11 protein-coding genes are annotated in these 13,551 nt (G+C 50.6%); 1 reads left to right on the plus strand and 10 read right to left on the minus strand.

Translation table 11 applies throughout. The features are described from left to right. Position 1: 1 nt before the first annotated feature. From AAGA79_RS13120 to AAGA79_RS13165, 10 genes are all read right to left on the minus strand, one after another. Entirely contained in the window at positions 2-1,117 is a 1,116-nt protein-coding gene (locus tag AAGA79_RS13120; RefSeq protein WP_411826261.1) for an FtsX-like permease family protein, read from the minus strand. Continuing rightward, positions 1,074-1,655 (minus strand): ATP-binding cassette domain-containing protein, encoded by a 582-nt coding sequence (locus tag AAGA79_RS13125; RefSeq protein ID WP_411826262.1) that lies wholly within the window; start codon positions 1,653-1,655, stop codon positions 1,074-1,076. Before AAGA79_RS13125 ends, AAGA79_RS13120 begins: the two co-directional genes overlap by 44 nt. A 50-nt stretch (positions 1,656-1,705) precedes the next feature. Beyond that, a complete protein-coding gene (locus AAGA79_RS13130) occupies positions 1,706-2,833 on the minus strand; it encodes a hypothetical protein (protein WP_411826263.1) in 1,128 nt (375 codons plus the stop codon). Beyond that, on the minus strand, positions 2,824-4,068 hold the full coding sequence (locus AAGA79_RS13135; protein ID WP_411826264.1) for a hypothetical protein: 1,245 nt from the start codon (positions 4,066-4,068) through the stop codon (positions 2,824-2,826). The genes AAGA79_RS13130 and AAGA79_RS13135 overlap by 10 nt, the downstream gene beginning before the upstream one ends. 67 nt (positions 4,069-4,135) lie before the next feature. Continuing rightward, complete coding sequence (locus AAGA79_RS13140) at positions 4,136-5,245, minus strand: hypothetical protein (protein WP_411826265.1); 1,110 nt, start codon at positions 5,243-5,245, stop codon at positions 4,136-4,138. A gap of 117 nt (positions 5,246-5,362) precedes the next feature. After that, entirely contained in the window at positions 5,363-8,200 is a 2,838-nt protein-coding gene (alaS, locus tag AAGA79_RS13145; RefSeq protein WP_411826266.1) for an alanine--tRNA ligase, read from the minus strand. A 204-nt stretch (positions 8,201-8,404) separates the two neighbouring features. Beyond that, on the minus strand, positions 8,405-9,796 hold the full coding sequence (gene cysS / locus AAGA79_RS13150; RefSeq protein ID WP_411826267.1) for a cysteine--tRNA ligase: 1,392 nt from the start codon (positions 9,794-9,796) through the stop codon (positions 8,405-8,407). A 109-nt stretch (positions 9,797-9,905) separates the two neighbouring features. After that, on the minus strand, positions 9,906-10,370 hold the full coding sequence (ispF, locus tag AAGA79_RS13155; protein WP_411826268.1) for a 2-C-methyl-D-erythritol 2,4-cyclodiphosphate synthase: 465 nt from the start codon (positions 10,368-10,370) through the stop codon (positions 9,906-9,908). 12 nt (positions 10,371-10,382) lie between these two features. Beyond that, positions 10,383-11,135, minus strand: a complete 753-nt coding sequence (locus AAGA79_RS13160; protein WP_411826269.1) for an inositol monophosphatase family protein — start codon at positions 11,133-11,135, stop codon at positions 10,383-10,385. Between the two features lie 57 nt (positions 11,136-11,192). Further along, positions 11,193-12,734, minus strand: coding sequence for an excinuclease ABC subunit UvrC (locus AAGA79_RS13165; protein ID WP_411826270.1), 1,542 nt, complete (start codon positions 12,732-12,734; stop codon positions 11,193-11,195). A 96-nt stretch (positions 12,735-12,830) separates the two neighbouring features. On the opposite strand from AAGA79_RS13165, the gene AAGA79_RS13170 reads away from it, so the two are divergent. Then, positions 12,831-13,484, plus strand: a complete 654-nt coding sequence (locus AAGA79_RS13170; protein WP_411826271.1) for a L,D-transpeptidase family protein — start codon at positions 12,831-12,833, stop codon at positions 13,482-13,484. Positions 13,485-13,551 lie beyond the last annotated feature (67 nt).

Here is a 13,551-nt window from a genome sequence, read left to right on the forward strand (position 1 = left end):
CTCAGGTAAGAACCAGCCCCAGCGGCTTCCGAAGTCCTACGAATACAGGGATTGCAGCCAGAAGCCCCCCTATCAGTGAGCCGAGGATCAAAACATAAGTATCTGATGTGAGCAGATCTATGTCAGGCATAAGCACCAGCATTGAGCTATTGGTCTTCAGTAGCGCATTGCTCAAAAAATGCAGTCCCGAGACACCGGCTATTACCCCCGAAACGGCGATGAAACAGTTCTCCAGCAGTGAGTGAACCACAAGAGAGCTGGACCTTACACCAAAGCTCCGAATCAGTGCTAGAACGTAACGTTCCTCGCGGAATTCCAGCCAAGCCAGGCTTCCGAAAATAAGGCCAAGAATTGCAGAGGACAGAAACGTCACCACCACAAGCGCAGTTGATTGAAGCTTACGAATCTTCTCAATCTCTCTCAGAATCGGCAAATTGCTCCTTAAGAACATACGGCGCCCCTCGACGATTCTCAAGGTATCGGTCATATCCTGAACCCTCTCCAGCTGAGAAATATTCTGCGCCTCCAGCACTACGGTTTTGGTATATCCACGCGCAAATAGAGGTGATAACCGATCAAAGTCAGCCAAGATTCCGGGTCGCGAAAGGAGAGCAAATTGAAACTTTTCTGGAATGGGTTTTACCAGAGCCTCCGAGGCAAATGCACCTATTGAAAACCCTACAACCTGGTCTTTCGGACGCTGGTTGCTAAGCAGATAAAAATCATCTACCAGACCTTCCGCCTCAATCGAATCAACTGCGAGAATTGGTAGACCTTCTTGCTGGCCGGTATCCGCAGTGGCAGTCGACTGATAAACAACAGTCTGTTTTCCTACGATATCATTCCAAAACGATGAGGATGGCCCGATCGAACTGATTTCCTCCAGCGCTTCCGATGCAGAATATGTTTCAGCAATGTAGGCAGTGAGAATCTCCTTATCGAGAAGTCTCTTATCCAGCTCATTGCCCAGTCCTCTAATACCAGCCAATACAAGTGTGGTAAATATGCCCAGTAATGCGGCAACCGTCACCTTGCTGATTAGCGACAACGGTTGCTCCACCCATCTCCGCAGGCTATTGCGGATTAGATAGGAATGTATGAAAATCAACCAGTTCATCAGCTAAGGCATTTAATCTCGAATCGTGGGTGGCAATGACACAGATCGTTTCTTTGTTTGATACAAAATCCTCTACCGCCTTCTTGATAATGTCAGTATTTTCATCATCCAGTCCGGAAGTCGGCTCATCTAACAGGAGGACCTGTGGCTTCTTCGCCAGTGCCCGGGCAATTGCAACCCTTTGCTTTTGTCCTCCAGAAAGCTTCTCAACAGAGCGATCTCTAAATTCCTCCAACCCCAGCCGCTCCAACCAGGACTCACCATACGCAATGTCGACTCCGGCGATCTGAGCGCTGATCCGGATGTTCCTACTCACACTGGCAAGAGGCAATAGATTCAGACTTTGGAAAACAAAAGACATCTCCTTCCTAAGATATCGGGTAGAATCCACGGCAGACAGCGACTCAACTTTCACCTCACCGGAGCGAGGAAGAAGTAGCCCTCCGATCAGACGTAAAAGCGTGCTCTTTCCGCAACCTGAATAACCTTTCAGAATCGTGGTTTTACAGCTGAAACTCATGTTGAAGTCATCCAGCACATTTTCTGTCGTCTTCGGATACCGATAACAGAGATTCTTACATTCGATCTTCATTCCTTGCGCCTAACTGCAATGACCCTTGGTCCGATGTACACAACTTCTGCATCCGGCCACATACTCTGCAAAAAACCTTTCCATCCTAGCTCCTGTATTTCCTTCGTGTGCTTCAGAAGAAAGGGCTCTTTTTGTATGAGGGACGCTGGTTCGCTCAGTTTCAGATAGAGCCGAACAATTTGTTCCCCATCAAGGGCTTCTCTACTTGGTTTGGTCTCATCACTTTCGAGTCTGAAGATCATGGTAGCGGTGCTACTCTGACCCAAAATAAAAGGTTCCTCCCTTTCAAAAAGACCCTCGAACAGCACACCATCGGACCCTTGGACCGTAATCATCAGGTCTTCCTTGGCTGCATTCCTAGAACGGGGTTCAGTGAGCTGTATCCTACATTCAGCAACTCCCAGAGTTGTTAATTCACCTACCTTTAATGGAGGTTGTCCCGAAACATCACTTTGGGTAATAGTCACCATTCCATCCGAAAGTGCTTTGACGGTAGCTTGTTGAACTATCTCCCGGTGTTTGAAGTCTGCCTGGTCCAGCTCCAGCTCCAGCTCCTTGATTTCAGTATCAAGATTTGCTTCAAAATAATCGCTTTCGAAACGCTCCCGCTTCATTTGAAGCGACTTTTCCACCCTTCTTTTCTCCGTTTCTAGCTCCCGGGTTACATCCGGCCCCAACGCCTCAATCTCTCCGGGACTCAATTCAAGTTCGAGAAGCGAATCTTCCAGCTCCTTGAGGGTGGCTCTAAGGCCCTGTTTCTGCTCATCCACCGCCCAAGTCAGATCCTCAACATCATTCTTAAACTTCTTCTCGCGTAGTGCTAGATCCCTCTCGGAAAGCTCTATCGCTTCTGCGTTCACTCGAAAAAGTTCTTGGTCTTCTTTTACCATTGCGCCCTCCTCAACAAGCCAAGAAATCCGCCCCGGTGTGAAGGCCTCCAGTTGCTGCACCGGATCTATCGTGACCGTTCCAGATACAGTGGAAAGCCAGATTCGATCACCCACCTCAAACGACTCCAAATCAGGCGTCTTTTCCATCTCCTGCGCGAAGATATCGTGGGGCGACAAACAGAAAGCGATTGTTAAGATTGAGATAAAGTATGCTATCCTATTCATCATTTCCATTTCTCATCATCCCAAAGCCATATTTGAGTCTCCAGATCCTTAATTTGAAGCTCTAAATCTCTTAAAGCAGATTGCGAGCTACGGACTGCATCAAGCTTCGCTGTAGCCCCTATAGCAGAGTCCGTATTTTTACCGACCGACTTCAGTCGAAATTGCAGGGCTTCCCGCTGAGCTTGTAGCCCCTTGTAATTACTTTTCACACGTAGCCATGCCCTCGTGTCTCTATCCAAGTTCAATAGAGCCTGTTGCTTTACTAGTTCTACATTCTCCTCCGCAGTTTCCACCGCTTCAGCTTCCTGACCGGTAAATTCGTAGGTTTTACTGGTGCTTCCGAAGAGAAGTGCGTCCTCGAAATCTGTCGCGCCAAAAGAATCATCCCGGCGAGAGTCATACAATGGCGGAGAACTGGCATTTAGCGAAAAACCGGGCCACCGCTGCAATTTGATTCCCTTCTCGTTCAAAATTGCTGCTTGTACTAGGTACGTCGAAAAAGTAATAGCGGTCCTTCCATAATTTTTACCCGGCTTTAAAATATCGATTCTTCGAGAATAATCCAACTTGGGCCTCGTCCCAGGCGCCGGTAGAGCTGTAAGTCCGGGGCTATTAAGAATAGTGCTGAGATTAGCCTGCACCGCCTTTAGCTCGTTTTCGCGACCCTTTCTAACTCTCAGCGCTTGTAGTTCGGAACTCAGACTCTCTCCGCTACCGGTATCCTCGCCGGAATTATTTTCCAAACTTTCCGTTCTAAGAAACAGTCGATATAGCGAAATAATTTGCTGTCGGACCACGAGGTCATGACTCAGCTCCGCCTGCTTTAGTCTCAGGGCAAGTTCGAAGGCGACAGCTCTCTCGGAAAATGGATTGGGAATACGAAGGGGAGCTATAGCCGACGCGTTCAGATCAGAGAAAGATATATCTCCCAACTCTGTCAGCCCCTTGTCGATCGAAGCAAAGAAAGTCACCGATGGTAGCCACGTTTTCCACCTCTCTTGCTTTGCTTTATTCAACTGATCAATTCGATCCTGGGACCTTATGATCTGAACATTTTTTTGTAAGAGCTGACTCTTCGCATCATTCCAGGAGATTCTTTGGCGACTATCTGACTGTAACAACCTAGATAAATTTTCGTTCTCAGAAACTAGGTTACTATTTATAAGATCAAGATCCTCCTGTAATTTCTTATCAACGCAACCAGGCAGAAAGAGCAGAGCTAGAACAGCCAGCATCTGAGACATTGTGCAAAAAGCTGGATATCTCATTACTGCTGTCTTGCCGACGAGAAAGGCGGGGCAAGTTGGATAATTACAATGTACCAGTAGTCCGGGCACCCTCATCGGTAAATGCACCTGAGGTCCCGTCTGATCCTGTGTAGGTCAGGTTATTGAAATTCAAGGTATAAATAACCGCTGCAGAGGGGATCGTAGAATTGGTTCCAGAGATGTTGGTTGTCTGAATACCAAGTTCAGACAGAGCGCCACCAATCCTTGTATATGCGTATGCACCGTCAGCGGCACCAGTAGTAGCACCATCCTCAGTCATCAGTATGGAACCGCTCTCTTCCACGATTTCAGCGGTAGAGAGAGCAGGTGTGGCAACCCCTGCGCTATTTGAGTTGAACGCTATACGTAGATTTGGAGTTACTCCGTTGAGAACGATAGTCCTGTCGACCAAGGTTGTAGGAACTCCGCTTAGGATCGCATTTGCATCAAAATTGGGACTATAACCTGCTGGCAAAGCGCTTCCGTTGAGAGCGAATGTGACTACGTCGTTATCGACTGTTCCAGAAGCGTTCAATCCGCTGTTAATCGTACGATCAGCATAAATGGAGTTATTGCTGTTAACATCGATGTCCTCGGTCCGGATTGTGGCTCCGGTAATGCTTGCTCCATTTGATGTGAAAAGGATATCGAACGTGATCGTATTGACTCCCGCGTCACTGAAAATCCTGTGAGGCTCTCCAATAGATATTAGTATTGTATTGCTCGAAAATGAAGTACGGCGAAAAGTAGAAAGATCATCAAAGGAAGCCGAGCTAAAGTTAATTACCAACTGACCTGAATCTCCAGATGTCGGCGTGTAGACATACCGGACTCCGGACATGGTGTCTGGCGTAGCAACGGAAGTAGTCGACTGACTTCCATTCACATCAAGCGTTGTACTAAAAGTCTCCAGTAACTGAGTGTAAGTCACTGAGCCGCTCTCTTGGCCACCACTTACACCAGTAGCCTCAAACAGAAGCTGCATTGATGAGAAAAACCTAATCGTAACACTATCCAGAGACTGGGGGGCTACGCCGGTCGTATTACTACTTCCTCCACCGCCACCACAACCATTCAGTGCGAGTGCTGTGATTAAGACGAACACACTTAGTTTCGTCTGTTTGAATGCTTTTTGAAGGAAGGTTGGGTTCATTGATAATGTTGGAGGTTTTTGGCAGAAAATCGGTATCAAATTGTTAATCGATGCAACTTTGGTCAAGTCTATTTCTATCGCCCGAGTTTTTTTGGAGTTAGGTTAGTACTAGAACTATTACAGAAGCGATCTCATGCCTATCTTCATCTCCTCCAGCTTTTCGCGTTGTGGTGCGGCTCCTCTTGCCTGATCCGGCTTTCCACCGCCTTTTCCGCCCCCTAGTTCGGCGAGTGCTTTGAGGATCATGCCAGCCTTGAGTCCTTTGGAAATTGCATCCGGACCGCAATGAACTGCCAGATGCAGTTTGGATCCGTCATCCACTATCAAAAGTGCGGCACCTGCGAAGGCTCTCTTTTTCAGCCCGTTTTGCAATTCCTGCAGCAATGAGGCATCCGCCTCAAAGCTTTCAATGATCGGCCCACCATTTTCGATGAGCACCGAGAGAGCCTCATCCGCAAGCTTGGCAGCTTGTGAGGACTGAAGCTTCTTGATGCGCTTTTCGGCTTCGATTCCCGCCGCTTTTGTCTCCTCAAGCGTACGGTGACCATGGGCGAAGGTTGCGTTGATCTCGGTAATGTCCGCCCGCTCGGCGAGCATGGCACCCATGATGTGCGGGAAGTCGTTCACGGTCTCGGGATCTTCTCCCAGCTCTGCCAGTTTTTCGTTGGCAATCTTGAGTTTCTCGCGGGCTGTATCCAGCTCACTGCTCCAGCTTTCCACGGCTTCGTTCAGGTAGCTCCACGCACTGTCGCCGCAGACCGCTTCAATGCGGCGCACACCCGAAGCGATAGCCCCTTCGGATTTAATTTTAAATAGACCGATCTCTTTCGTGTTCCGGACATGAGTGCCCCCGCAGAGCTCCATGGCAGGACCATCCAACTGGTGGGCCTCTCCACCTATTTGGACAACGCGCACGACATCGCCGTATTTATCACCGAAGAACTGCATGATGTCCTCCCGACCTTTGATTGAGGCATGCTCCACTTCTGTCCAGGAAACCTGCATTCCCTGTTTGATGGCGCCGTTGACCATTTCCTCCATCAGTTGCAAATCTTCGGAAGTCAGCGCCGCGCTGTTAAAATCAAAACGTAAACGATTTTCATCCACGGAAGATCCCTGCTGGGCCGCATCCTTGGAAACAACCTCATGCAGTGCCCAGTGGAGAAGGTGAGTGGCTGAGTGATGAGCCTCGATCGGACGGCGGCGCGATGTATCCAATGAGAGTGAAACTTTATCTCCTACTTTTAGATCCGCGTTAGCATCGACAATGTGCGCTTTGGCCTTACCTACCTGCTGGATGCCGGCAATCTCGATCTCATTCGACCCTGATTTCAGGACTCCGCTATCCCCTGCCTGACCACCCATTTCAGCAAAGAAAACAGTCTTATCCGTGATCACGAACAGCGAATCATCCTGCTGGTGAATCTCCAGAATTTCCGCGCTGATCTCGTCTTTCTCAAAACCGACAAACTCGGTTTCCGCCTCAGAGGATACATCGAGTGCACGCACGATGGTCGATTTCTGCGCCGCCTGGGCTTTCTTCCTCTGCTGATCCATCAATTTCTCGAACCGTGGCATATCCACCTTCAGACCACGCTCCGCACAAAGCAGTTCGGTAAGATCGATAGGGAAGCCGTAGGTATCGTAAAGCTGGAACGCCACGTCTCCGGAAAGCTCATCGTGGCCGATCTCCGCAGTAACGTCCTCAAACCTCCTAAGCCCCCGGTCCAGCGTTTGATTGAAGCTGGTCTCTTCGTTTTCAAGAGTCTTGCGCACCGCTTCCTCACGAGCCTTTAGCTCCGGGAATACATCGCCCATCTGCTCGACAAGTGCAGTTAGCAGATTCCCGAAAAATGGCTTTTCACCGGAAAATCCGAGCTGGCGCCCGTAGCGCACCGCACGGCGCAGGATACGGCGCAACACGTAGTTCCGGCCATTGTTACCCGGCATGATACCGTCCGCGATCGAGAACGAAAGTGTACGCAAGTGGTCTGTGATCACCCGGAATGCCACAGCAGTCTTCATCTCCTCGGTGAACGCCGAGCGATCCGCTCCCGGCTCCGGATAAATATCCGTATAGATTTTTCCGCTCAGTTCTTCCAGTTTCCTGAAAATCGGCTGGAACACATCCGTCGCATAGTTCGTCGGCTTCTTGGAAAAATCGGTAAATCCTTTTGTATTCTGAATCAGCGAGCAAGCGCGCTCAAAGCCCATCCCGGTATCGACGTGCTTGGCCGGCAGATCACGGAAAGTGCCATCAGCCTCCGCGTTGTACTGGATGAAAACCAGATTCCAGATCTCGATGCACAGATCGGAATCCATGTTTACCAGTTTACCGCCGGAGTCGGCGTTTGGAGTGAGATCCACGTGAAGCTCGGAGCACGGGCCGCACGGACCGGTTTCGCCCATCATCCAGAAATTATCTTTCACATTTCCGTTCACAATGTGAACCGCCGGATCCAGCCCCTTGCTTCTGAAAAGTTCTGCCCAGAGATCCCAGGCATCCTGATCGAAATCAGATGGATCACCCTCACCTGGCGCGTAGACCGTGGCATAAAGACGCTCCGCTGGTACGCCCCAGTGCTCCACGATCAACTCCCAGCCCCACTCGATAGCTTCCTTTTTGAAATAATCACCGAAAGACCAGTTCCCCAGCATTTCGAAGAATGTGTGGTGATAGGTATCGTAGCCAACATCCTCCAGATCGTTGTGCTTTCCTCCCGCTCGGATGCATTTCTGCGTGTCCGTTGCACGAGGATACTCGTAGGGGGCCTTTTCGGTTCCCAGGAAATAAGGCACGAATTGATTCATTCCCGCATTGGTGAACAGCAAGCCCGGAGACTGCGGCAACAAGGATGCGGACGGCACGATGGTGTGCTGTTTATTACGAAAAAATTCCAGAAAGGAGGTGCGGATCTCTGATGCGGTCATGGTGCGGGCCGGGAAATTGGACAAAGACTGGCAAACTTGAAACCATAAACTTTAGGCAAGGCACGATGACCTCAACTGTTAGATTAAGAAATGCTGGAATTACGCCCAATGGCACGTTTTCCGCTGACTATTTCGCATTCCCGTGGTTAGCGGATGGGCTGCGGCGGATTCATGCTCTCCTTCGGGGGCGCAGGATTCGCCGCAGTAATCCGAGTGGGACATTCTCCGCTAGATCTTCGTCAGTTTATAGCCGTCTTTTCCGTCCTTCACACTCCAACCCAGCTCCTGCAGCTCGTCACGGAGCTTATCGGAGGTGGCCCAGTCCTTGCCGCTGCGCGCTGCCCAACGGGTTTCCGCAATTTTTTCGATATCGGCAGGGATTTCCGCCGTATCTTCTAAAATTTCAGGCAGCGTGATTCCCAGAGCCTTCAGTATCCGGTTCAGACCCGCCAAAGCAGCCGCAGCATCTTTTCCGCTGAGTTTGGTTGCCTCACGTAGACCGGTAAAAATACCGCCGAGAGCGCCCGGAGTATTGAGGTCATCATTGAGTGAATCCCATGCAGCCTGAAATGGACCGAAATCAGCCGAAGGAAGAGACATTTCCGAGCCAATGTTGTCAGCGAGTTTCGCTGCGGCCTTCGCCAATTTTGCGAGCGCTTCCTTCGCCCCAGAAAGGGAATCCAAAGTAAAGTTGAGCGGCTTCCGGTAATGCGCGCCGATCAGCACATAGCGCACCTCCATCGGAGTGAAACCCTTCTCTTTCAGGTCAGCCAAGGTATACATATTACCGATCGACTTGGACATTTTTCCTCCATCCACCAACAAATGCGCGATGTGGAACCAGTGCGCGGCAAAATCCCCGCCGCAAGCACACTGACTTTGCGCAATCTCATTGTCGTGGTGCGGAAATACCAGATCCACCCCACCGGAATGCATATCAAAGGTATCACCCAAATATTCGGCGATCATCGCGGAACATTCCAGATGCCAGCCGGGACGGCCCTGCCCCCAAGGCGATTCCCAGAAATTTTCACCATCCTCATCACGCCGCGCCTTCCACAGCACGAAGTCAGAAATGCTGTCTTTCTCATACTCGTCGGAATTTGCCCGCTCATTCTGTGTTTTCCCTAGATCCAGCTCACGCTCATCGAGATGGGAAAGTTTTCCATAGCCGGGAAAGGAAGAGATCTTAAAATACACCGAGCCATCCTCGGAGGTATAGGCATTGCCCTTCTCGATAAGCGTCTCGATCATAGCGATCTGCTGAGGGATATGCTCCACCGCGGAAGGCTCGATGTGCGGTGGCAAGCACGCAAGTGCCTCGCAATCTCGATGAAACTTATCGCGCCATTGATCGGTAAACGCCTTGAGCGACTTCCCCGCGGCCTGGGAATCACGGATCGTTTTATCATCCACATCCGTCAGATTTCGCACATGTAGCGTCCGCGTTCCGCCGGTCTCCAATGCCCTGCGAAATACGTCCTGCATTACAAATGTGCGGAAATTACCAATGTGCGCCGGGCCATAAACCGTAGGACCGCAGCAATAAAACCGGAAAGTTTTACCATCGATCGGTGAAAGCTGCTTTTGCGAGCGGGTCAGAGTGTCTTGAAGAAGCATTTGAAGGAAAAAGTCTGATCACTAGGCACGAAATTCCAAAGAAGATGGCAAGCGACTAGACTGCACATTCTTCCAGAGACGGCGGATTTCAGGATAAAGCCAATGGAAATCACTCCACTTGGGCTACCGCCATCGCAGCGATCCCTTCCTTCCGCCCGACAAAGCCCATGGTCTCATTGGTCGTAGCCTTTATCCCCACACGCTGCGCGGGGATGCCCAGCGCTTCACCGATATTTTTCTGCATTGCCTCACGATGAGGCAATACCTTCGGAGCTTCCGCGATCAAAGTGGAGTCCACATTGATTAGCTTCAGATTCTCCTCGGCAAGCAGTTCGCGGCATTTCTCCAGAATTTTTAGCGAAGAGATATCCTTACAGAAATCCTCACCCGGCGGGAAATAATGCCCTATATCGGGCTTCCCCATGGCTCCCAGCACCGCATCCGCGATCGCATGGCACAAGACATCCGCATCCGAATGCCCCATGAGCCCTTGGGTATGTGGAATATCCACCCCGCCCAGGATTAGCGGACGGTTTTCCGCGAACTGGTGAACGTCGTATCCGATTCCGATCATCTGGAGAGTAATTTAGAGAATTTCCTCAATCGGAATAAGGCCATTCGTGGCGATGATCGAATATTTGTCCGGATCATCTTCCCTTGGAGTGAGAGTAACTCTTCCGCCAGCTGCTTCGATGAGCAACTTGCCGGCCGCAATATCCCAGAGGGAAATGGACGCTTCCACATATGCATCCAGGCGGCCACAGCTTATGTAAGCCATACCAAGGGCAGCAGAACCCATCATACGCATTTTACGGGCACGCAGCGAGGCCTTACGGAAACGCTCCACACCGGTTTTGAGCGCCTCTTCGGTTTTCCCGCAGCCTACAAATAGCACGGATTCCTCAAGTTTTTCGCGGTCGCTTACAGTTACAGGCTCACCATTGAGATTCGGCACGCCGCCTTTCTCAATCGTCCAGGTCTCGCCAACCATAGGATCGTGGATCACACCGAGTACGATCACATCATCCACGCGCAGAGCGATGGACACGCAGAAATGCGGAATTCCATAGAAAAAGTTCACTGTTCCATCAATCGGGTCAACTATCCACTGGCGACCGGAATCCGAATTACCGGCAATTCCTTCTTCACCGTAAAGTGCATCCGTCGGACGTGCGGAAAGCAGAATATTTGTAATCAAGTCCTGCGATTCCTTATCAAGCGCGAGCTTGATATCGTGGTGCATCGCTTCATCGACCGTGTGGGATTTTCCAAAATGCTTACGGAGAAGCTTCCCTGCCTCGGTGGCAGCCTCAATCGCGAGTGGTAGGTCATTTTCCATGAGCACTGGTTACTCAGGGAAGCAAAGAAGGTCAATGGAAAGACTGAACCCGCATTTCTAGGCGAGGAACTTCAACAGCCCCTCCGCGAATTTTTCCGAAATTCCCGGTATCGTCCCGATCTCCTCGGGAGTGGCACCCTTGATTTTCGCCAGGGACCCGAATTTCTTCAACAGCAGGGCTTTCCGACGAGGAGACATCCCCGGCGCATCGTCCAGCAGGCTTTCCTTCATCCGTTTCCGATAAAGCAACTCATTGTATCCATTCGCAAACCGATGGGCCTCATCCCGGATCCGCTGTAGCAGCTTTAAAGCACCGCGATCATGAGAGATACGTAAGGATTCCGACTCACCCGGAAAGAACACCTCCTCGAACTGTTTTGCCAGGCCGATAATCGGTAGCTCCTGCAAACCCAGCGCCCGCAGCTGCTTGAACGCGCTCGAAAGCTGCCCTTTTCCGCCATCCACGATCACCAGATCCGGCAGTATAATTTTCGCTTTTCCTTCACTCGCCAGTCTACGTTGGGATTCGATCAGGGACTCCTGTGAATGCTCGGTCTCCTCACTCACATTTTCCCTCAGAATCCGCGAATACCTCCGGTAAACCACCTCGGCCATCGATGCGAAGTCATCCTGCCCCTTCACGGTGCGGATCCGGTAGCGGCGATAGTTCTGATTATCCGGCTGACCGTTCGTGAACCGGACCATAGAAGCCACGATATGGTTCGATGACACGTTTGAGATATCGAAACACTCCATCACCCTCGGCGGTCCATCCAGCCCCAGCGCCTCCCCCAGATCAGCGAGATCCTCCGTAGGTTTCACCGTTGTAGGTACTCCTCTGCCACGTGAAAATTGCCGGGTCGGCGAAAGGGTTTTGCGTAAATTCTCAAGAACATCGCGCAAAGTTGCAGCCTTCTCGAAATCCAGCGCCTCCGCCGCAGCCTGCATTTCCGTCATGATTTCATCGAAAATCGCCTTCTTGCCTTTTCCTTCCAGAATCACACAAGCCTCCTCCACCCGCTCCAGATATTCCTCCTGTGAAATCCGCCCGATGCACGGTGCGGAACAATTGCGGATAATGTCCGCATTGCAGTGTTTGTAGTCCACCTCCCCGGGATTGACCGGGCGGCATACTCGCAACCCGAGCCTGCGGTTGATCCAGTTCAAAGTATCGTGCAGTGCCGTGGAATGAGGGAAAGGCCCGAAATATCGGGACCCATCTTCCTTCCTCGTCCTCACCGGGACAAAGCGCGGATACGGATCACTCAGCTTTACCTTCACATGGAGGAACCGTTTATCATCCCTGAAAGCCACATTGTATCGCGGCCGGTAATCCTTGATCAGCTTGCCCTCCAGAAGCAGCGATTCCTGCTCATTCCTAACTATGTGTATATCAAAGTCATGAATGGAATCCATAAGCGCCCGCGTCTTCAGATTCGCCCGGGTTTTTCTGGAAGGAGTAAAGTATGACGAAAGTCGTTTCTTGAGATCTCTTGCTTTTCCCACATAAATAATCGAGTTCAGCCGGTCTTTCATAAGATAGACACCCGGCTGATGAGGCACTTCACGTAGCTTGTTCTTTAATTCTTGGGAGACCATTTCCGGCAATTCTTTGCAATAAGATGTATCAGTGTGCCTCATATTAGAAGGGTTGCAATGGTCTGCAAATTGCTTTACTGCCAATTCCCGAAACTTATGCCTCCTATGAAGTTCAATAAAATCTACCTCTACCCCCTGCTCGGTCTTGTGGCTTTCCTCGCCAGTTGTGCCACCGAACCAACGGTCGACCCAACAGTCACCAAGACCGAAGAAGGTTACGTAAACCCTTATGAACCAGGATCTTACGAGCACTTCAAGGCAGAAAAGAATTATCCGAAAACTTACAACGTCTGGAAAAACGTGCAGAAGCTTCCGGAGACCAATTCATCGAATTCATGGGTGAAGGTAAGCCTCTCCAAGCAACGCGCATTTCTCATGAATGGAGAAGAAGTTGTGATGGATTACCCGGTCTGCTCCGGCATCGCCAGCCGTCCGACACCTCCGGGTGATTATAAAATCATCGAAAAAATCATCGATAAGCGCTCCAACCTCTACGGTAAAATCTACGATGCGGAAGGCAACCTCGTGAACAGCGATGCGGACACAAGGACGGATACAGTCCCTGAAGGTGGAAAATACGTGGGTGCGCCCATGAAATACTGGATGCGCCTCACCAATGACGGCGTAGGTCACCACATCGGCAACGTCCGCCGCTACCCTGCCTCCCACGCCTGTATCCGCGGACCAAGCGCCACCATGCCGATCGTCTACTCCAAGGTGAAAGTAGGCTCCCGGATCCTCGTGGAATAAAAAATTCTCAAAATCAAAAAGGCCCTTCCGAGAAATCCGGACGGGCCTTTTTTATGAGAATTGAATG

Source organism: Luteolibacter sp. AS25 (assembly GCF_046736275.1).
GTDB lineage: Bacteria > Verrucomicrobiota > Verrucomicrobiia > Verrucomicrobiales > Akkermansiaceae > Luteolibacter.